The sequence below is a fragment of the Microcoleus sp. A2-C3 genome (genome assembly GCF_036706065.1).
GTDB lineage: Bacteria > Cyanobacteriota > Cyanobacteriia > Cyanobacteriales > Microcoleaceae > Microcoleus.
On record NZ_JAUBVX010000006.1, the window covers coordinates 97,711 to 119,780 of the forward strand.

Genomic DNA, 22,070 nt, shown 5'->3' on the forward strand with positions numbered 1-22,070 from the left:
TCTTTGATTGATTAATCAACCGCAGATGCAAGGTAGATCAACGCAGATCAACACCGATAATTTCAAGAGAGTGTGTAATTTTTGCAAGAGGTATTTTCTTCCTTGTTCAATACAATTCATAAACCGGATATCGGCACAAAATCATAACCGTAACTGGTGCGATTTCCCGGTTTAACAATTACTAATTGAACTGCTCGATTGCGATCGCCCGAAGGTAAAAATCGAATCGGGCCCGATGCTCCTGTTGCCGAAAAATCCGGTGCCGATAAAGCTTGTTGAATGCCTGTGCGAGTCGGATTGCGCCCTAAACCGACAATTAGGGCGATCGCCGCATCGTAGGCTAAAGCTGTGCGCCAACTTACTTCAGCATTCCAAAGTTGTTTGGATGTTTGGGGAAAGCTTGACTGCGGATCTGCGAGAATGTGCCAAGGAACAGCCAGCACCATATCTGCTGCTCCTGCGCCACCAATTTGCAGTGTTTTAGCAGTATAAACGTCGTCTCCTGCTAGTAACGGTAGCCGTTTGGCGTTTACTTGCACTACTTGCAAAGCTTGGTCAAGCGTGGCGGTATTGGCGGCTAACATAATCACTTCTGCTCCCTGGGCGATCGCGCTTTTAAAGCTTTCGGTAGCATTAAAATTGCCCTTAGCAAAGTCAAATTCCGATACTACTTGTCCGCCATCTCCATAAAGAGCAGTCGTGAATTCACTTTTCAAAGATTTGCTATAATTGCTAGCAGAATTGAAAAATACAGCAGCTTTTTTCTTTTGTAATTTTGTTAGCATATAGCGAGAAAGAGCATTCGCAGCAAATCGATCGCTCGGCACTGTCCTAAATATGTTGCTGCCAATTCCTGAGAGTTGCACAGACGTACTAATCGGAGAAATTGCTACTAATTGATTTTGCTGGTAAATCTTGCTGGCTGCTAGCGTTGCATCTGAACTAAAATGCCCGATTACTCCTAAGACTTCTGAATTATTTGCTAAAGCACTGGCAATTTGCGAAGCAATCTCTGGGTTGTCGTCATCGTTAGCAATTAGCACTTTTAATGGAGTACCGCTAATGCCGCCACTTTGGTTGATTTCATTTTGAGCTTGAGCAACGCCCCGCAAAATTTCTTGAGCACCATTGATATCGGCGCCAATGGGAACTGCTGCGGCAATTGTGTAGGATTTTTGGTTGCCGATGCGGGCGTTGTTGAGGTAAATTAGTGCTTCGGGATCGTTGCGATTGGTTTTCAGTGAAGCTTGTAAGTCGGAAATAGCGGCGTTGTAGTTGCCAGATGCGTAAGCCTGTACTGCTGCTTGTTTGTTTGTGGTTGCTTTGTCTGAAATTAGCAGTTTTTTTCCGGCACTCAGACGCTGCTGGATTGCTTGCTCTGACTGCGGGGAATTCTCCGTCGGGGATTTGGAAACTGTCGGATTTTGGGGTGATGAAGCTTCGGGAGTGATGCCGCCGCGGCTTGTCAGCCACCAAATACCTGTGCCGGCTAGCCCGATCGTAATTAGGAGCGATAATGCTAAAACAGCGGTTTCGTTTTTTTGGGACATGGCTGCACAGTTTGAGATTTTAGGTTTTAGATTCAACGACTCAGGAGGCAGGAGGCTGGAGGCTGGAGGCAGAAAAACGAATCTAAACACTTTTCAACGCCTATCACAATTATACATTAACTAGCTTTTTTTTAATTATATTTTTATTTTTGATCGAAATACCGACAGTGGGGGAGTTGTAAACCATCGAAGATTGGCGTGAAAGATTAAAGTTTTTTGAAGTTTAGCAAAAATCCTGCAATCTTTTGTAATATAAACAGGAAAGTTGAAAAATATCTAAAGACAAACTAATTAGATAAAAGAGTCGCTAAGGTAGGAATTATGACAGATTGTCAGAAAAAACAAGTGTTAAGCTCGGCTAAGCTCAGCCAAAACAAAACCGCAATATTTAATTAAGCTCGATCGATAACAAAGGCTAAGGTAAAGTTCATGGCAAACTCAGTTTTAAATCAGCCAAAAGCAGCAGCAGGAGTGCAGTGGCAGCCAAAAGATATTATCCGCGGCCTAGTGTGGAAAATTGCGATCGCAACCTGGCTGTTGATGGCTGTAGGCAGCGCCACGCGCGTGATGAATGCGGGGCTCGCTTGCCCGGACTGGCCGCTGTGCTACGGTCAATTAATACCCGCAGCGCAAATGAATTTGCAGGTATTTCTAGAGTGGTTTCACCGATTGGATGCAGCAGCAATTGGCTTAAGCGCGATCGCCCTTTTAGGAGTTTCTGTATTCTACCGCAGCCGCCTACCGAAGTGGTTGCCACTCGCCAGCGCCGGGGTTGTATTTTTAATCCTTTTTCAAGGCGTCTTGGGCGGCCTCACTGTGACGCAACTGCTGCGATTTGACATCGTTACCGCTCACTTGGGAACGGCTTTACTGTTTTTTTGCGCCCTGCTAGCGATCGGTTTTATGCTGACTCCCTACGAAGCTACGGGCAATATAAACAAATTAGCATGGGTAAGTTCGATCGCAGCATTGTTAGTTTACCTACAAAGCCTGCTAGGAGCATTAGTAGGCTCTAGATGGGCGCTGCATCAATGTTTGGGCTCGTCAGAATTGTGTTCGGTAATGAACAGCCACATCGCCGGCATCGTACCCGCTACCGCAGCAACTTTAGCATTATCAGTCATGGCTTGGCGACAACCAGCACTAAGTTCAAGCTTGCGAAAATTAGGAAATTTAGCCAGTGTTTGTCTGATTGTTCAATTAGTTCTAGGATTAGCAACTTTCCGGCTGCACCTTCAGGTAGAACCGCTGACAGTCGCGCACCAAGCAGTCGGTGCAGCATTGCTGGGAACCCTGGTAGCTTTTAGTGTTCTAGCGTGGCGTGATCGAGTTTTATCAGCTTGAGAGATAAGACTAAAGTAAGAGGCGGCGGGTTTATTAATCCTTGTAGCTACATCAAATATTTATCGTAAAACCCGCCACTCCAACCTAATGACTAATGACGAATTCACAAATAATTACTAACAGCTTACAACCATGCAAGAAATCCTTACCAACGACAGGCCCCGCCTCCACGAAAACTTTTCGCAAGTTGTGAAAAGTTACTATCAACTAACAAAACCCAGAATTATTTTACTGCTGCTAATCACCACCTCAGCAGGAATGTGGATGGCCGCCAAAGGAGAAGTCGATCCGCTATTGCTGGTATCAACTATTACCGGAGGCGCTTTAGCTTCGGCTTCCGCCAATACAATCAATTGCATCTACGACAGCGACATCGACTATATCATGGAGCGCACCCGGTGGCGGCCGATTCCTTCGGGGCGAGTTAAGAAGCGGGATGCTTTGATATTTGCGATCGCCCTAGCGACAATATCCTTTACATTGCTGACAGTAGTTGCCAACTTATTAGCAGCATTGCTAGCGATGTCAGGCATCGTTTTCTACGTCCTAATTTACACCCATTGGCTGAAGCGTCACAGCGTGCAAAACATCGTCATCGGCGGTGCAGCAGGCGCAATTCCCCCGCTAGTTGGCTGGGCTGCGGTGACAGGAGATTTAAGTTGGGGTGCGTGGATGCTGTTTGGAATTATCTTCCTATGGACACCGCCGCATTTTTGGGCATTAGCAATGATGATTCGCGACGAATACGAGGGAGTAGGCGTACCGATGTTGCCGGTAATTGAAGGCGACGAAGAGACAGCCCGCCAAATTTGGATTTACACCTTATTGATGCTTCCTGCAACTTTGCTGCTAGTCTATCCGCTGAATTTAGCCGGCCCGGTGTATGCGGGTACTGCGATTTTCCTCGGTGCTATTTTTGCTCAAAAAGCTTGGTTGCTGTTGCAGACTCCAGAGGATAAGATTGTTGCGCGATCGCTCTTCAAATACTCTATTCTGTATCTGATGCTATTGTGCGCGGGAATCGTGGTTGACAGTTTGCCTGCGACTCATAACTTTACTACTGCTGTTGTGCAAAATGTGCAAAGTTTGATTAGTACAGTTGTGATGTAAGAATCAGTTAAATAGCAATTATTAAAATGAATCCCGCACCTTGCGGGTTTTGTTATTTGTAGCAGTTGTATTTTCAAGCGTCATATACTTTTTGCTCAGACACCCTTTTGATGATATAATTAAGTTAGATCCTAATAAAAGAGGATAAAAGCATGACTCAAATGCTCAAAAACCTAGAAATGTCTGACCTGTACAGCCGCCTGTCAGAAATTGGACTAACACGCAGCTTTATCCAAAAACAAGCCCTTCCTACTTGGTGGGACTCGGAACTCGACAGTAATTCTGCGGCGGTGACTGAAGCAGCAGGATATATTGCCAAACGGTTAGGCTTAAATATTTCGTCTCTGCTCCAAACCGATGCTCCTATTACTTTTAAAAGCGCTAATAGTCCTAAATTTAAAAAGCGACAAGGGACTGATGAAAAAAGTCTATTAGTTGCCCAAAATTTAGCAATTCGCGTTGCTGAAATGGTTGACTATGCGTTTGTTTCTAATTCGATAGATATTTCTGAGAAAACCCGGAAAATTCGCCAAGAAATTATCGAAAATCATGGCTGTGTAAACTTAACAAGCTTAATCAAATTTTGCTGGCAGCACGGCATAGCTGTTGTCCATTTTGCAGATTTCCCCAAAAAAGTCTGCAAAATGGACGGTATGGTATCAAGAGCAAAAAAACGCCCGGTAATAATCATTAGCTCGTCTCAACGTTTTTCAGCTTGGCTACTTTTTATCTTGGCTCACGAACTCGGTCATCTCATCTGCGGTCACGTCAGCGAAGGCATATTGATTGATGAAAAAATTGATCGAGAAGGATCAGACAAAGAGGAAGATGAAGCGAATAATTTTGCCTGTCAACTGCTTTATGGTGAAGTTGAGAAATATCACTGGCAACCGAAAATGTCACCCATACAATTGGCGACATATGTTCAAAAAATTGGCAAACAAGACCAAGTAGACCCTGGCGCATTAGCCTTAAATTATGCTTGGCAAATGAAAGACTGGGCCGCAGGGTTGGGTGCTTTAAAGAGGATTGAACCTCAAGCAAATGCTTCTGCACTGATCAATGGTTATATGGCGGAAAATATTGACTGGGAACGCTTGGATGAGGACAGCCAAGATTACTTGAAATTGGTGACAGGAGTGGTTTAGGATTTTGGCTATTTGTTTTGCAGACAATGATATAATCTTAAAGCTGGCAGCGTGTAATCTCTTTGATGAAGCGCTGACCAGCTTTGATTTAACTAAAGCTGATGTCAGAGTGTTGCCCACGGCAATTTTTAAGTTTAAAAAAAATAGCACCAAACTCGCTAAAATATATACCGAAGTCGGAATACAGCGAGGGATAGAAATTGTCAGCAATTGTGTATCAATTGAACAAGCTCTCCACTCGGCTGAGTTCGGAGCTTTAAATGATTTAGAAGGAATTGATGCCGGCGAAGCTTTACTTTTTGCTACTACCAAAACAGTCAATGACTTTTATATTCTAACTGGTGACAAAAAATGCCTCAGAGCATTAGCTTCATCAAATTTAACAGAAATTAAGCAGCGTCATTCCCGGCGCGTTTTTTGTTTTGAGCAAGTTATTTTAAGAGTTATAAAAACTTGTGGATTTGAAGAAGTAAGAGAAAAAATTGTGCCTGTTAGAGAATGCGACACAGCGCTGAAAGCCGCTTTTGGTTCTGGGCCAAAATCAACCGCAGAAAATACAATTTTCATTCTCCAAAAATATGTTGAAGAATTACGCGATCAGACGCAGCAATTACTCACAGACGACGGATGACTTAAACTGTTCTGCCATCTACAAGAATTACGCAAAAAGTGGTTTGACACGCAATTATAACCGTAAGGTGCACATTGCGTACCTTACATTATCAGTCCAATTAATTCGACTGAATCTGCGAATTCAAAACCTTAGAAATGCGATCGCGCGTTTCCTCCAAATGAGCCCGCGTATAAGCATCCGCATTCCTGTCCAAATTCCGAATACTCTTGCTCAAACCCTCCCGCAACTGCCGCAACTCATACCACGCCAGAGTCCGCGCATCATCAGGAACACCAGTTTTTCGCAGCACCATGCCGATCAAAATCGCCAAATGTTCCCGCTGCAACGATCGCCTAAAAGTCGAAATTTGGATCTTCTTTTCCGGCTGCAATACCTCTTTCCAGATATCTTTTTGCAAGGTATCAAACATTTCCGGCAACTTCAAAGCGCTTTCCGGCGATGATTTTAACTCCGCATCCCGCAGCCTCGTTAGCCGCACCGGAGATAGCAACACTCGCAGCACAAATCGCTGCATAAAAGTAATTCGATCGCCGATCGGGTAATCTAGAGGAAACACCAAAGCCGGACTTCCCCAGTGATCCCAGCGCGCAGGTGCTAACTTGTTCAGCAAATCCGGCGCAAAACTAAACGCATCGGTTGCAAATACGTACTTGTCAATGGTAGCCAAAGCTTCTCGTTGCTGCGAAAGTTCGATCGGCACAAACGGCAATTTCCCATTGATATCTCCTGGGCGAATCCGACTAAACGACTGTCCCCCCACATACAAAGTCGCATTCATCACCTGGTGAAAATAATACCCGAACACCGAATCAAACATCACCCGCAGTTCGTTATAACCCTCTTCCCCAACCGGAATTCGCTTTTCTAAACGCTTCCACATCGCCCTAGAATTATCCAATTGCGATTGCGAATACCTCAACATATTACCGCTGAGATCGAAGGTATTGGCAGCGGGATCGAGATTGTCAACAGTATCCTCATCCGGCGCATAAGCTAATTGCGGTTCCCCCGCGCGACTGGCAATTTGTTGCAGCGTTGGTAAGTCGCTGTTGGGGTTTACGCCACCCATAACTTTGTAACCGTACTCGATCGCCCAATCGTCATAAGGCCCTACAATCGTTGGATAATAGTCACCCTGAACAGTTCCCTGCGGTGCCAAATTAATCGGCACATAATCCATCACCGAGGCCACCATACCTTGCGTGCGAGTTACCTGAGTATTGTTTAAATCCTCCGGTTGCAGCATCGTGCTCCCGTGAAAATTGTGCTTCAAACCGAGAGTGTGACCGACTTCGTGTGCAGTCAAATATCGGATATAATCATTAACATAATTCTCAATCGCTGGACTGCTAGGCGCTGCATTGTCCAACAGCGACATCGACATTGCCCCGATCGCAAATTGCCGACTCGATTCCAACCCAAAGCACAGATCAGAACTCGACATCAAGCGCGATAAAGGCGATCGCTTTTGCACTTGATATCGTTCCACCAAAGTCGGTAAATCATCAGCAATTCCACCTTGAGACTTTTCCCCGCTGCTTTTTCCTAAATCCCCATTGTCGAGCATCGGCAAATAGCGAGAATACATCCCGAACTGACAGGGATTAGTATTAGAGCCATTTCGCCCTTGAAAACTCTTCCCTAGCGATCGATTTTGTTCCACCAAAGACCGATATCCCTGTTTAATTTGCCGGACAATATTAGCATCCAACAAAATATCAGCATCCAAAATTTCCCCAGTCAGCGGGTTAGTGCGAGACGGCCCCAGTCCGGCAAAATCCGACTCAAAAGAACTCGACCACCTAATAGTATTGTAGCGGACATCAGCCGGGTCCCATTTAGCATTATCCGGCATTTGTTTGACCTGAATTGCCTCAGTAAAACCTGCCTTTTCAAAAGCTTTGTTCCACTCCAAAATCCCCTCGCGAATTGCATTTCGGTATTCCAGAGGCACATTATTTTCAATCCAAAAGACAATGGGCTGCACCGGAGGCGACAGCGGCGCTGTCGGGATTTGCTTTTGCAAATGCCAGCGATTGATATAGCGCACAAAAGGCTCCCGGCCGCTGTTGTCAGAAAAGTCTTTATATGCTGTCAGAAAATAGCCCACTCGCTCGTCTGCAAGTCTGGGGCGGTAGCCGTTATTCAGTGGCACTTCCGAGAAACTGTAGTGAATGCGGAGGTTAAAAGCGCGACTGTCAGGAATCGAAGGTAAATAGTTAACAGCACTGTCATTATCGCTGGAAAAACCGTAAATAGAAGCAATTTCTACATTCAGCGGAAACGCTTTCACATCTTTAAAATAAGATTTGTCGTCATCGATTGAGTAAGCCGCCCCCAAAATCGCCGGCAAAATCGCTTTAACCCCTGGTAAATCGCGCTTGTCGCTCATCAGCAAATCGCCTAAATCGATCAGCAGAGTTTGCCTTTGCGGATGAATGCTTTTGATCGGCAAAGAATAGAGAATCGACTCGCTAAATGCCCTTTCCACCGAACCCGCTTGCGGATCGCCCGCACTGGTGCGAAAATTGATATTCGGTATGACAAACTGCACGTTATTCTGGACGCGCCTCAGTTGAAATAAGAAATCTCCGATCGGCAATCCGCTCAAAATGCCCCCTTCTCCCAAACCAGAGGCTAATGTCACGAAACACAAAAACTTTTTATCGAGTTGTTGCGGTTTAATTTCCAGATAAACTTTATTAGTTGCTGGATTGCGGTAAAGTGTAAATAGTCCCTCTAACTTTGGCGCGTCTTTGACAACCTGCTCGAAGGGTTGCAGAGCTTCCTGTTCGGTACTTTGTTCCTTGTTGGGCGGCGGAGCTGATAAAGCAAAAGGTAAAAATAAACCTTTATACAAACTAAACAGGAAAAATGCTAGAGATAGTATAAAAAATATCAAAGGCAGATTTTTTCGGGGATTTTTAATCAGTTTGTTTCTGCTATTTTCAGAAAAAATTAATCTTTTCATGTTCAGTGTCCAGTTGCAGGAAAGAATTGTTTTGAGATAGTCGCATCCCAGGATTAATGATTGAAATAACAATCATTAATCTTGCTGAACCCGCCTTTACCATAAGATTTAAATCATTTAAATTCTAACAACAGGTAGCGATAGTTTTATGGTTGACGCGCGTGGTGACTAGAAACCGGGTTTCTCTGACAATTTTGCGTTTAGTAACGAGAAATATTCGTAGAAACCCGGTTTCTGAGATCTGCGTGCGTCAAGGAGTATTTTTCCCGCTATCTCCCTCGAACATAACAGACAACCTAGCTACCCACTAGCTTATAACTTCTCCCATTCTCTCCCTCTCCCATTCTCCCATTCTCATCTTCTACTTCTTCGCCGGCCAGGGAATCATCGGATCTTGAGCCAATCGCTTGGAAACTGCAAGAGCACCGTAACGGTTGAGATGGCTGGGGTCGGAAAAAGATTCCCGTGCTTGGGGCCACAATAAACTATTATCTCGGAAAATTAGTCCGCTTTGATCTGCTAATTGTTGCATATATTGCCGGAATTCTTGTTCGTAACCTGTCCGCACGGGGTCTAAATAATCGACAGTCAGAGGCATATTAACAAATACGAGATTGATGTTGCGAACTTTGGTAAATTCGATCATGTTTTTGAGTGCTACAGTTTGTTCCCCTGTCAATCTAAAATCTTGATAGTCGGTGTCGTAATATCCAGATACTTTGGCGTGTTTCTGAAAGTAAGTATCTGGATTGAAGCGGATGTCGATCGGCAAAAAGCCGTTTGGTTGAAATTCACTGAGTGCTTTAGTAGCAGTTGGTTGAGCTTTTTCAGTCGTTGGTTTGTCTTCGGCTGCGGTTGCGGTGCTGTCGGTTACAGCAGGGGCTGATGGATTAGCGATCGATCGCAAAAACCCTTTGAGTCGATCGCGCTTTTTGTAAGTTGCAGAACTATCCACCAACTTTTGGCTCAAAAATTGTTGAACATTCGCTTGACTTTGTTCCAAATTGTGCATCAATTCACCAGCACTCGCGATCGGATTGTTGGCAATTTCCTTCGCTGTTGGGGATTCTAATTGATTGGTGCGGATCAAAAAACTACCCCTGGCTAATTGTCTGTAACCTTCGGAAGAAGTGATCGCACTAAAAGTCAAATCCGGCCGCCCACTGTTGAGAGCTCTCGCCCCGTCCGCCAAAACCAGCAATTTCGGCAATTGTTGGGGCGGCAAAATCCGGCGGACGATCGAATCTACCACTTGCAGAGTAGCTCCATTCACCCCAAAATTGTAAGCCCTCAACCCCGGATAGCCCCCAGCAGCCAAAGCCGTTTCCAGAGCCGCCGGATCGATGCCCCGCAGCGCCCTAGAACTCCCCACAATTAAAATATCCGGCGGTTTTTTGTACTGGCGGATGTACTCTTGGTAGCGCGCAATCTGCTCATCAAGCTGCTCGCTCCTCAAAGTCGGAAACACCGGAGCAGCAGCAACATCAGCTACAGGAACGCTAGTATTTCCCGGTTTCGTAAACCCAGAACCGTTGAAAGCCTTGTCTCCGCTGGGTTCTGGCGATGGTTGTAACGGGATTTGAGGCAAATTTACCTCTTGAGACTCAGGAACCGGAGAGGAAGAGGGAGAGGAAGAATCGGGGTTCGTGAGAGAGGCTTGAACGTCGATATGAGGCTTGGGGGATGAATCTTGACAATTTGGACCGCTGCAAACTTCGGAGGCTCTAGGAGCTTGACTAACCGTCGCAGATTTAAGAAATAGACCCAGGAACCAATCGGTATTGAATGTCAGCAGGCAGCCTGCGATCAGCCAAATCAAGGCCATTCCCGCCACGCGATCGGCTTTCACGCCCCCCGGCGCCGCAGCATTCACTGACAAAGCGTCGTTGGGAACAAACAAACCCGAAGCGACAAGTGGCTGCACCACAGCATGAACTAACTGCTCGCCCAGCTTGTAGCCGGGGAGTCGGATTTTGAAGCGGGACCGCCAGTCGTCGGGCGCCGGAGCATCGAACACCAAATTCTCTCCCAAACCCGAAAAACTCCCATCCGCCACCGACGGCGCAAACTCCGGCACCGCTTCCTTGGACAAGACAGCCTGTTGCGAGGGAGCCGATGCGGGTATTGGTACTGATTCCCCGTCAACCGCCGTTTTAAGATCGATACCGTAGCGCCATAGGGGCATTTTCTGGCCAGCGCGGCGCCCGTAGACTCGCACAAGAGCCACTCCCGGAATTTTTAACTGCCGCAAGAATTTAGCCACTGGCGGGCCTACCTTCGACTGAGCAGGGCAAGTCACAGCTTCAGTCATGACGTGCAGCACGTCGGCTTTGTGCAGCGCCACAGCCCGAATTCCTCCCGTTTCCAGCTTCCGGTTGAGATTGGGATTGAGAAACCTGTTGAGCAAAAAAGTCAAGGCTAATTGGTCGCCTTCGGCTGCCAATATTCTGGGGTTTGCAGCTAAGTCTGGGTGGTGCGCTGCTGGTAAGTCTACCCAGTCGATCCACACTGGCGACTCCGGCTCCGTTTTGCTGTCGCTGGCGGGTTCTACGCCGTAGATAGTTGCTGCGCGGATGCCTTGGGGCGCGAAGGATGCTAACAAAGGGGCGATCGCATCGGTAGTTTGCTGTTGTTCAGGGTATTCTTGCCGTTTGGGTTTTTGTCCTTTTTTGACTGTTTTGCTACAAAACAAGTGCAGAGTTGCTTCTTTGAGGGTTGCTCGCACTTCGACTGTTGATGTCGCCAAGTGTTGGTTAAGCAGTTTGGTGATCGACTGTACGTCTCCCCAGCGAGCCCATTCTTTGAGAATTGTGTCCGGCGGTGTCAAATCCACCCGCAGCAGCCAGTCCGGCTTCGATTCGCCGCTCACTTGGCTGCCGATCACTGCTTCGACTACATCTTCTAGTTGCAGTTTCCGCAGCCTACTGGCGATCGGTTCTGCGAGCAAGGATGGTTCGGGGCTGTAAGCTGACTCGCACAGCACTAACAGCCGCCTTTCCTTGGACTTGAGAATTTGTGGCGCATTGGGGTGCAGGGTTTCCCGGCTGCTTTTGACTTCTTTTTCGCGAATGCTGACTTTTACCGAAACACCCATCGGCCCGAGGATTTCGCTGAGATAGCTGGCGATCGCCTCTGGATAGCCCTGGCGCGCCAAAGTTTCGGCCGAAACCGTCAATGTACCGCCATCATCGCTGTCACCGGAGTGTATTTCAGGGGATTGAATCAAAGCCACCGCGCCGCGACTTCCCTGCTGATGCGTGGATATTTGCGGTGATTTCGCAGAAAGGGGGGCACTGAAAGCTTCTCGCGCTGCCGAAGTGTCGATCGTCACTGGGGAAGTTTCAAAAACTTCTGGGTATTCAATCCGGGAGGCGATGGGGAAACTTGCTGTGTCAAAATCCATTTCTTCCCGCACCTGAGGCATTTGTGTCGGGGTTTCTACTGGTTCTGGTTTCAGTTTGAAGTTGCGGTTTTCTTTGGTGAATTTGCCGAAGAATCCGCCTTTTTTAGGACTTGCTGGCGGTTCGCTGTCGGGGGGACTCATTGGTGGTGGCACTTCGGAAATTTTTGATTCTGGTTCCGGTTGTTGTGGCTGTCGCTGTGGCTGTCGCTGTTTACCGCTGCAATCGAGCCTGACTGTCCAGTCGTTTTGTCGGGAACCGAGTTTGCGCCCGCACAGAAACAATTGGTAGATTTTAGTTCGATCGGGCAACAGTCGCGTTAAATCAGTTTGTTCGATCGCGCTCTTAAATCTCGCCGTCACCAATTCCTGAGACGGACACAGCGCTGCTTCGCACAAAATATGCAGGTGATTTCCGCGCAAACGCGCTTGTACCTGCACTTCGGGCAGCCCTAAAGCGGACCAGGCCCACTGCGATGCGGGCGATCGATTGTCTGCCAATATACTCCCGTTCGCATTCAACATGGGACTTTAAATTTCGTCAAGGCTGGTTTTGTTTTCTACAGATAGCACAGTTTACAGGGTTTTACATACAATTCTTTTATTTGCCGAGCTTAAGCTTTGTATCTGGTTTAACCATTACTGCCCATCTCTGTCTTCCCTCGGCTGCGATCCGTTGGGGAATACTTTTTTCGGCTATAGCTCGAATGTATTTTGGCACAATTAGACCAGTTAAGCTAAGTCATAAGTCATTAGTCAAGTTGATTATTTCCCTTGTTGAGCAACCGCGCCCAACGATTAGGACGTTCTTAATTGCTCAAACCCTTGCTATTCTTCCTTCTGCTGTAAACTAAGGATACTGAATCACACAGGAAGAATCTATGCCGTCTGAAAACCAAGACTTACCCAAAACTCAAACTCCCAACAGTCCCAAGTTGCCAATTCCTTCAGATATTTTCTTGAGCTTAGCCGCCTTACCGATGCTGGGCGGGTTGCTGGCTGCCAAAGCTGCTGGTGAGTTTGTGAGTTCGATCGGCATTGAAAGCGAAGAAGTCTTTCGCGGTTCGCGCCTCCCGGTGCTCAACTTTCCTCACTCGCAGGACTAGAAATCTCAAGACAAGTAAGTTCAAAGCTAATTTTTTGACCAAAAACTTGACAATTGGTATAATCCGTGCTATGAAAATTTGTCTTTGCTTCTAACTTCTAGATAAGTGCCTTCACAAGATTAATTTCAAAACACCAGGGAAGGCAAGCCCCGTACTCCAAACTCTTAGGTCATCAGTCATCAGTCATCCGCAATCGCCAATCGAAAATTGTATAAGATGTCTCAAATGTGACTGCAAACAAAAGTGTTTTAGGCGAAACTAAACCATACAATTTTCTTGACACCCGCAGCTATTGAGGAACAGCCCGATGAGTTCAGTCCTCCAGTCTTCAGAACAGGCTATTGATTCAACATCTATTCCCCATTCTGCCCCTTACTCAAAATCAGACCTGTTTCTGCGCAATCGCCTCAAAGTAGTAGAGGACTTGTGGGAATCGGTGCTGCGACAGGAGTGCGGGCAGGAATTGGTGGATTTGCTCCAACAAATGCGATCGGTCAATTCCGCCGAGGGACAGGCCACTCACTTTCGCGAGTCGAATGTCCTACAGCTAATCGAAAAGCTCGATCTCAACGCAGCCATCCGCGCCGCACGGGCTTTTGCACTGTATTTTCAGTTAATCAACATTGTCGAACAGCACTACGAACAGCGAGACCAACAGCTAGCTTACGCTGGCAGCAACGATGCTAGCGGACGGATGTTTTCTAAGCTGCCGGGACAAGCAACTGATGCGCCCGATCGCCCGCGGCACAGGGAAGGCCCCGCCCAAACAGCTCTGAGCAAGGTAGACAGCAGCGAGGCGATCGCCAAAGATGCCGGAACATTTCACCAACTGTTCCCGATGCTACTGCGCTTAAACGTGCCCAGCCAGCAAATCCAGCGCTTGATCGATCAGTTAGACATCCGCCTAGTATTCACCGCTCACCCGACGGAAATTGTCCGCAACACGATCCGCACCAAGCAACGGCGGATGGCGAAGATTCTCCAAAAGCTAGACCAAGTTGACGAGAAATTTCAGGTGTTGGGGGCTGACTCTGAAAGCCCGTATCCGGTGTCTTCCTGGGAAGCTGCGACTCTGCAAGAGCAACTGATGGAAGAAATTCGCCTCTGGTGGCGCACTGACGAACTGCACCAATTCAAGCCGACTGTGCTTGACGAGGTGGAGTACACCTTGCACTACTTCGACGAAGTGCTGTTTGATGCGATTCCAGAGCTCTACCAACGCTTAAAGCAAGCGCTGCACGCTTCTTACCCTTACCTGAAACCACCTAGTTACAATTTTTGCAAGTTCGGTTCTTGGGTAGGCTCCGACAGAGACGGCAATCCTTCTGTTACCCCGAAAGTTACTTGGCAAACTGCTTGCTATCAACGCCATTTAGTGCTGTGCAAGTACATCAGTGCGGTGAAACGGTTGAACGAACTTTTGAGTTTGTCGCTGCACTGGAGCGACGTATTGCCGGAATTGCTGGAATCTCTCGATCGCGACAAATCGGAATTTCCCGAAGTTTACGAGCAGTGGGCGATCCGCTACCGCCAAGAACCTTATCGCTTGAAACTAGCCTACGTGCTCCAGCGGCTGGAAAATACGCGCGATCGTAATTGGCGCCTCTACAAAGGAGACGAGTTGCAGCGGGAGCGCGAAGCTTTGTCCGAACATCCCGGAATGACGGGCCTTTATCGATCGGGAACCGAGTTTTTGACCGAGTTGCAGCTCATCGAACACAATTTAATCGAAACCGGTTTGAGCTGTCGGGACTTGGAAAATCTGCTTTGTCAAGTAGAAATTTACGGGTTTAATTTGGCTTACCTAGATATCCGCCAAGAGTCAACAGTACACTCCGACGCTTTGAGCGAAATTGCTGAATACTTGCAAATTTTGCCCAAGTCTTACAATGAAATGTCGGAATGCGATCGAGTGATCTGGCTAGCAACAGAATTGCAAACTCGCCGCCCATTAATTCCAGCAGAATTGCCCTTTTCTCCCAAAACTTGCGAGACGGTTAATACCTTCCGCATATTGCGGCAAATGCACCAGGAGTTCGGCCCGGAAATTTGCGAAACCTACATCATCAGCATGACCCACCATGTCAGCGATATACTGGCGGTTTTGCTGTTAGCAAAAGAATCAGGACTTTACGATCCAGCAACAGGAATTAGCAGCGTTCAAGTAGTCCCCTTGTTTGAAACGGTGGAAGATTTGAAAAAAGCACCGGAAATAATGCAGCAGATATTTGAACTGCCGCTTTATCAGGCTTTGCTAAGCGGAGGATACGCGCAGGAAGTAGCAAAACAAAGCGAACAAAATCCACAATCGACAATCGATCATGTCAGATTGCAAGAAGTGATGCTGGGCTATTCCGACAGCAACAAAGATTCTGGTTTCCTCAGCAGCAATTGGGAAATTCACAAAGCTCAAAAAGCTTTACAAATGGTTGCCGAAAAGCACCAGGTAGAGTTGCGAATTTTTCACGGTCGGGGCGGTTCTGTAGGGCGCGGAGGCGGCCCTGCTTACAAGGCGATTTTGGCTCAGCCCGGAAAGAGTATCAGCGGGCGAATTAAGATTACCGAACAAGGCGAGGTTTTGGCTTCTAAATATTCTTTGCCGGAGTTGGCGCTTTACAATTTGGAAACTGTGGCGGCGGCGGTAATTCAAGCTAGTTTACTGCACACTGGTTTCGATGGCATCGACTCTTGGAACGAGATTATGGAAGAGTTATCGGCGAAATCGCGATCACACTACCGCCATTTAATCTACGAACAGCCGGATTTAGTCGATTTCTTCCACCAAGTTACCCCGATTCAAGAAATCAGCCAGTTGCAAATTAGTTCTCGCCCGGCCCGGCGCGGCGGCAAGAAAGACATCAGCGGTTTGCGGGCAATTCCGTGGGTGTTTAGCTGGACTCAAAGCCGCTTTTTGCTGCCTTCTTGGTACGGTGTCGGTACGGCTTTGCAAGAATTTTTGCTGGAAGAACCGGAAGAACACATGAAACTTTTGCAGTATTTCTACTTGAAATGGCCGTTTTTTAACATGGTAATTTCCAAGGTGGAAATGACGTTATCTAAGGTAGATTTGCAAATTGCAGAACACTACATGAGGGAATTGGCTTTGCCTGCTGACAGAGAGCGTTTTAAGGCTTTATTCGATCAAATTTCTGCCGAATTTTACTTGATTCGGGATTTGGTTTTAACTATTACCCAGCATGAACGTTTGTTGGATGGAGATCGATCGCTTCAGCGATCCGTGCAGTTGCGAAATGCCACGATTGTGCCTTTGGGTTTGTTGCAGGTTTCGCTGCTAAAACGCTTGCGGCAGCACGGTACTGGCGGGATTCCGGGGGTGATTCACTCCCGTTACAGCAAGGGTGAATTGTTGCGCGGAGCTCTGCTGACGATTAATGGTATTGCTGCTGGGATGCGGAATACGGGTTGATTGTTTTGAGTTTTGAAGTAGTAAGGTGCGCACTGCGCACCCTACTACGCCGAAGGTGCGTATTGTGCATCTGAAGAATGGTAAGGTGCGCATTATTGCGGTACAATCTTTGATTTTAAGTAGTTGGACAGAATTAATTACACAAAAATTTGTCTGAAATCTTTACTTAGCAAAAATTAGCAAGAAATCATAGTGTAATTAATTCTGTCGGGTTACTTTTTAACTCTTCCTTCTTCCTTCTTCCTTCTTCCTTCTTCCTTCTTCCTTGTGCTATATGTCTAAACGCAAACAGTCTGAAGGTTGTCGCCCGATGCTGCGGCGCACTTTTTTATTTTTTATGGGCATAGCTTTAGCTCGGATTTTGGCTGATTATTTTGCGATCGCCCAAAACCGAGATAATTTCTTAACTGTTGTGGGTCAATTGTGGCAAAAGTCCCTCGCTTTTTTCTCAAAACAACAATCCAATCAAACTCCTCTACCTCTACCCAACAATCCCACCGTAAAATTAGATAAAAATCCTCAAAAATTGCCCAACAATCCCATCGTCAAATCCCCCAAAATCACTCAACCAAACGCCACAAATTATCCTGTGGCGCAGTCTCAACCTCAAATTATCAGACGTTCCGCTAATCAAGCAAAACCCGTACAAGTCAGCAGCCAAACTCTAGCTGGCGCAAGCTTTTATCTCACAACTATTGACCTTGCAGACCCCGAAATTTATATCACAATTGGGTTGGCTAATGATGCAACTTTAGCAAATAATTCTAAAGTAACGCACGGCGACGAACCTTTTGAAAATATGGTGGGGCGTTACCGGGCTGCTGTTGTTGCTAATGGCACTTTTTTTGGCAAAGATGACCAGAAAGCTGTGCTGGGTAATATGGTGGCTGCTGGTAAGTTTCTCAAATACAGCCGCTGGGAAAATTACGGCACGACTTTGGGAATTAAAGCGGGAAATCAATTGGAAATGGTGACAGCTAGAATCGAAGGTAAGCCGGATTGGAGTCAACATTGGTTTTCTCTGACTTGCGGGCCGAGATTGGTGAAGCAGGGGAAAGTTTGGCTGTCTCCTTTATCGGAAGGTTTTAAAGATTCTCATGTTTTGGGCGTGGGTTCGAGAACGGCGATCGGCTTTCCGGCTTCGGGGGATAAGTTATTTTTGGTGACTTTTCTTGACAGTTTGTCTCTGGAAGCAGAAGCTAAAGTTATGCGGGTGATCGGCTGTTTGGAAGCGATGAATTTGGACGGGGGCGCTTCGGTGGGTTTGGCTCATCAAGGGCAGATTTTATTGCCACCGGGACGGAATTTGACGAATGTGCTGGCTGTTTACGATCGCGAATATCCTGCACCACTTCAATTAAAGCAGTCTTGGGAACGCTTTCAAAAGGGCGATCGACCTTCTCCCGATCCGTCTGTTTTTTTTGATTGATCTAGGAAGAAGAATGAAGAAGGAAGAAGATCGGAGGTACGGTTGAAACCGCGCCTACACAAACGATGTCCGCCGACGCGGACTTAAGAGGATATTGTAATCGCTCGCTCTTCAACCCGCTCCCGTCGGGTGCAAGCTTGTATAGACGCGGTTTTAACCGCCGATTCTTCTACTACGGGGAGTTTTCCCATTCGGGGGTAAGCTTGCGGAAATTGTATTTAGATGCACCGGGGTGACAAGTCACACAACTGCTGATATTTGCTGGTTGCGGCAGCTTGACTCTGGGGTGCAAAGCTTTGAAATAGGGAGAGCTGGCGACTCTGTAGGCGAGTTCTTCGTCTTTGGCTTGGGGACGCGAATAAGTTTGTAAGTAGTTCCAGACTAGCAGCCTGGGCGGGTCTACTAGGAGTTTCAGGGTTTGTCCGTAGTGTTGGGGATCTTGCAGCAATCGACGCCAGGTTTCTGTTGGCAATACTTGTGGGGGTAAGCCGATGTGACAGGTGGCGCAGTTTTCTAGGTAGAGTTGCTGTCCGAGTTGGTAGCGTTCGGGGATGCGATCGACAGTTCCATTATCCTCAACGGCAGACACTTGAGCAAGTCGCGCCGGAGTGTTGGAATTGGCAGTCTGGGCTGCCACCAATCCGCCTCCGGTACAACAGACAATTATCAACACCAGTAATGTTGAGTAAAGCTTCCGCAAGCCACGAGAGCGATGGTTGTGGAGAGTTTCGTGATTCATTCTGTTTCTGCGTTCTGGCTGCTAATTTCTGCGGTCTGGAGGAGTTTTTTGCCAGCCCGCATGATGGATTGGTTTTCTAGATCACTGGTATGCTCATGCCTTCGCGGGCCAAGCAGCTATTGGCGAACACTGCTTGCACGTCTGCTTCAACGCCATCGAGAAAATTGTCGTCGTGACCGGGATCGTGATGAAACATCACGATCTTTTTGACTCCAGCAGCTTTCGCTATTTCTACTCCGGCTTGCCAAGTTGAGTGTCCCCAGCCGACTTTCGGGTTTTTGAAGTCGTAATACTCTTCGTTGGTGTAGTTGGCGTCGTAAATCAGCACGTCGGCGTCGCGAGCTAGGTGTACCACATTCTCGTCGAGCCGATCGGGAAAATGCTCTGTATCGGTGCAGTAGACGGCCGTGTGTCCCTGCCAGGTGACTCGATATCCGATCGCAGTATTGGGGTGATTGAGCAGTGCCGTTTCGATTTTCACATCATCGAGTTCGACAATATCCCCCGGCGTCAAATCGTTAAATTTGAGGTCTGACTGCATCACCTGGATAGGGACTGGAAAATTGGGGTGGTGCATTTGGTCTGCCAGACGCTGTTTGATTGTAGTGCCGTTAGGGGCGATCGCTCCGTAAATATGAAAACAATTGCCCTTAATAAAAGCTGGGACAAAAAATGGGAATCCTTGAATGTGATCCCAGTGAGTGTGACTGAAAAACATATGGGCTTCCACCGGCATTTGGCGCAGTAGATTGATACCCAGAACTCGCAAACCCGTGCCGCCGTCAAAGATCAGGCGTTTTTCGCCCAACCGCATTTCTACGCAAGAGGTGTTACCTCCGTAGCGAATTGTTTTGCTGCCGGGGGTGGCTATGCTACCCCGCACGCCCCAAAACTGAACGACAAACTCGGTCAAAGGACTATTTTCCATAGTGGCTTTCTGATCGGAAGGCTGTGGATTGGCTTGAGAGGGTGCGGAATCTGGCATCTTTTTTAGGTTTGGGCGCAGGAACTTGGCAGTTGAGATCTTAGTGTTTAGTGTTTAGTTTTTAGTTTTTAGTTTTTTAGCAATCCGTACTATAAAACGCCTTATAGGAAAATTATCCCAGTACCGAACCCGGAAATCAGACTTATCGAACACTTGGGCTGCGATCTGCCTCAACCTTACCCGGTGGGTTGGTGTCACAAATGTCACGCTTGAGAGACCATTTTTGCAGCAAGTGGGCTGCCCGGCGTGCGGAACAGTCCTGAGATTAAGATAGCGTTGATGTCAGTGTTCGGGTACACTTTCCTCAAAACTAGAACGCATTCGCAAGCTTGCTGATAATTTGCGCTTAATCTTGCTGTATGAGTAGTATTTTTTTTCAAGATTGTGGCCGGGGTGGATGGTTGAGGAATGCCGTTCCGATGGCTCGGCATTCACCAATGATTTGATATTTTACCCACCCTCTCCTCGACTGCACGTCCTAGACGCGGATCGGTTGCGTTAAGTTCGGCTTCCTAAATTTTTAGTCCGGTTGCAGTCGAGGGTATCGGCGCAGGAGGGCTTATTTGCGATCGGCTGCGATGCACTTTTCGACTAACGGCATTACTAGATCGACATCTTGCCAACCCAGAATTTCGGTTACTTTTTTCTCCAAATTTTTGTAGGTTCTAAAAAATTCGGCTATTTCGTCCAAGCGGTGGGGCGCTAAGTCTTTGAGGGACTTCACATGAGTGTAACGGGGGTCTTTGTCGGGAACGCACAGCAGTTTTTCATCTCTGTCGCCTCCGTCGATCATTTCCAGCATTCCGATCGGGCGGGCCGCAATGACGCACCCTGGAAATGTGGGCTCATCCATCATCACCATAGCGTCGAGCGGGTCGCCGTCGTCGCCCAAGGTGTTGGGTATGAAGCCATAGTCGCAAGGGTATTGCACTGAGGCATAAAGCACCCGATCGAGTGCAAAGGCTTGCATCTCTTTATCAAACTCGTATTTGTTTTTGCTACCGGCGGTGATTTCGATCAGCACATTGAGCACTCCTGGTTTTGGTCGTGCCGGAATTAGCGATAAGTCCACAATAATATCTCCAAGTTAACAGGTGAGCGGGGGTGAATGCGATATCAGTGTTTGTGGGCGAACCTTACTTTTTTAGCCCTCGCTGTGCAATCCCCAGACTTGGGCGATGCAGAGCTAGTTGCTATAAGTCAAGTTGAGCTTTCCTGAGAACCGCTACAGGTTTTGACTGGGGATTGGGATTTGAATCTCAAATTTCCTATTTCCCATTGTTCAACCCCTTTCATAGCATTTTAAGAGCGATCGGGCTTTCTCCAAAGCTTTATTATTGTCGAGACATATTTCCTTACGGCACTTTGCCACAAATTTCCGCGCGGCAGGCGGATTTTTCCAAAGCGAGTGGCTATTTTTGGGATCTAGAACTCGATCGCTGCGTCACGTACTGAGTCTGATTCCGTCGATGTTTTGATGCGCCCGAGTTTATTTGAGCGGAATCGAACTCGCAATCATTTCGTCGGGATCGATCGCCAACCTCATGTTTTGGTTGAACTGCCCTGATGTCGGGCAACTTGCCTTGCTCCTAGTCTCCCTACTGAATATTTGCGGTGTGGCGATCGAGCCTGTGATACATAGTGTCGAGCGATCGCACGTCATTTATCATTTAACGTTGAATTTGCTTGTAAATTGACTGCACTACGTCGAGCAGGCTCAAGACTTGCTGCCATTCGGGGGCATCGGGTTTGTAGCTTTTGGCGCGCTGAGTTTTTAAACTCTGGTGCAACAGATTCAGCAACGCATCTGGAGACTCGAAGGAGCTCTCATCTTCATCTTTTGGACTGCCGGCTGCATTTTCTATGGTTTCTTTGATGCTTTGTGCCTTATCTGCCAGAGTCAAAGCTCTTCCCGCCATGTTTTCTGGCATTTTTGGCCGTTCGGACAAAGACTGGTGGGTCAGTTCTTCGAGCAGTTGGCGGACTTGAGCCACCCATTCGAGATCGCTGACCGAAAACGAATCAGATTTAAACGCTTGCACCTGTGGTCTTTGCTGAATGCTTTGTAATTTTTGGAGCAGGGGAAGAGACTTTAGAGTGATGTTTTCGGGGATTCTAGGGATATCTGACAGCGAACTGCGGGCAATCTCTAGCAATAGTTGGTAAACCTGATCTACCGACTCAATATCTCCCGATTGCGAATTCCAATTATCCATAACTGATGCTA

15 protein-coding genes are annotated in these 22,070 nt (G+C 47.3%); 7 read left to right on the forward strand and 8 right to left on the reverse strand.

Annotated elements, in window-relative coordinates; all coding sequences use genetic code 11:
• Positions 1–116: 116 nt before the first annotated feature.
• Positions 117–1,550, reverse strand: coding sequence for an ABC transporter substrate-binding protein (locus QUB66_RS05770; protein ID WP_265235447.1), 1,434 nt, complete (start codon positions 1,548–1,550; stop codon positions 117–119).
• Positions 1,551–1,979: 429 nt separating this feature from the next.
• On the opposite strand from QUB66_RS05770, the gene QUB66_RS05775 reads away from it, so the two are divergent.
• The 4 genes from QUB66_RS05775 (at position 1,980) to QUB66_RS05790 (ending at position 5,783) form a co-directional block, all read left to right on the forward strand.
• Positions 1,980–2,894, forward strand: a complete 915-nt coding sequence (locus QUB66_RS05775) for a COX15/CtaA family protein (protein ID WP_332966759.1) — start codon at positions 1,980–1,982, stop codon at positions 2,892–2,894.
• A gap of 132 nt (positions 2,895–3,026) precedes the next feature.
• Positions 3,027–4,004, forward strand: coding sequence for a heme o synthase (locus QUB66_RS05780; protein ID WP_332966760.1), 978 nt, complete (start codon positions 3,027–3,029; stop codon positions 4,002–4,004).
• A gap of 290 nt (positions 4,005–4,294) precedes the next feature.
• Positions 4,295–5,152, forward strand: a complete 858-nt coding sequence (locus QUB66_RS05785) for an ImmA/IrrE family metallo-endopeptidase (protein WP_332966761.1) — start codon at positions 4,295–4,297, stop codon at positions 5,150–5,152.
• A 4-nt stretch (positions 5,153–5,156) separates the two neighbouring features.
• Positions 5,157–5,783 carry a hypothetical protein gene (locus QUB66_RS05790; protein WP_332966762.1) on the forward strand — a complete coding sequence of 209 codons (627 nt, stop codon included), beginning with the start codon at positions 5,157–5,159 and terminating at the stop codon, positions 5,781–5,783.
• Positions 5,784–5,883: 100 nt separating this feature from the next.
• Here QUB66_RS05790 and QUB66_RS05795 read toward each other — a convergent pair whose 3' ends face one another.
• Entirely contained in the window at positions 5,884–8,757 is a 2,874-nt protein-coding gene (locus QUB66_RS05795) for a zinc-dependent metalloprotease (protein ID WP_333002714.1), read from the reverse strand.
• 361 nt (positions 8,758–9,118) lie between these two features.
• Complete coding sequence (locus tag QUB66_RS05800) at positions 9,119–12,682, reverse strand: hypothetical protein (protein WP_332966764.1); 3,564 nt, start codon at positions 12,680–12,682, stop codon at positions 9,119–9,121.
• A 356-nt stretch (positions 12,683–13,038) separates the two neighbouring features.
• Between QUB66_RS05800 and QUB66_RS05805 the strand changes: the two genes are divergently transcribed.
• The 3 genes from QUB66_RS05805 (at position 13,039) to QUB66_RS05815 (ending at position 18,119) form a co-directional block, all read left to right on the forward strand.
• Positions 13,039–13,263, forward strand: coding sequence for a hypothetical protein (locus QUB66_RS05805; RefSeq protein ID WP_265234134.1), 225 nt, complete (start codon positions 13,039–13,041; stop codon positions 13,261–13,263).
• Positions 13,264–13,570: 307 nt separating this feature from the next.
• Positions 13,571–16,690, forward strand: a complete 3,120-nt coding sequence (ppc, locus tag QUB66_RS05810) for a phosphoenolpyruvate carboxylase (protein ID WP_332966765.1) — start codon at positions 13,571–13,573, stop codon at positions 16,688–16,690.
• Positions 16,691–16,964: 274 nt separating this feature from the next.
• Positions 16,965–18,119 (forward strand): phosphodiester glycosidase family protein, encoded by a 1,155-nt coding sequence (locus QUB66_RS05815; RefSeq protein ID WP_332966766.1) that lies wholly within the window; start codon positions 16,965–16,967, stop codon positions 18,117–18,119.
• A gap of 172 nt (positions 18,120–18,291) precedes the next feature.
• Here the strand turns inward: QUB66_RS05815 and QUB66_RS05820 are convergent, their stop codons facing one another.
• From QUB66_RS05820 to QUB66_RS05840, 5 genes are all read right to left on the reverse strand, one after another.
• Entirely contained in the window at positions 18,292–18,858 is a 567-nt protein-coding gene (locus QUB66_RS05820; protein ID WP_332966767.1) for a diheme cytochrome C, read from the reverse strand.
• 76 nt (positions 18,859–18,934) lie between these two features.
• Complete coding sequence (locus QUB66_RS05825) at positions 18,935–19,843, reverse strand: MBL fold metallo-hydrolase (protein WP_332966768.1); 909 nt, start codon at positions 19,841–19,843, stop codon at positions 18,935–18,937.
• 559 nt (positions 19,844–20,402) lie between these two features.
• The gene (locus tag QUB66_RS05830; RefSeq protein ID WP_265234129.1) at positions 20,403–20,915 is read right to left on the reverse strand and encodes an inorganic diphosphatase; all 513 of its coding nucleotides are present in this window, start codon (positions 20,913–20,915) and stop codon (positions 20,403–20,405) included.
• Positions 20,916–21,332: 417 nt separating this feature from the next.
• A complete protein-coding gene (locus QUB66_RS05835) occupies positions 21,333–21,506 on the reverse strand; it encodes a hypothetical protein (RefSeq protein WP_265234128.1) in 174 nt (57 codons plus the stop codon).
• Between the two features lie 7 nt (positions 21,507–21,513).
• Entirely contained in the window at positions 21,514–22,059 is a 546-nt protein-coding gene (locus QUB66_RS05840) for an inorganic pyrophosphatase (RefSeq protein WP_265234127.1), read from the reverse strand.
• Between the last annotated feature and the right edge of the window lie 11 nt (positions 22,060–22,070).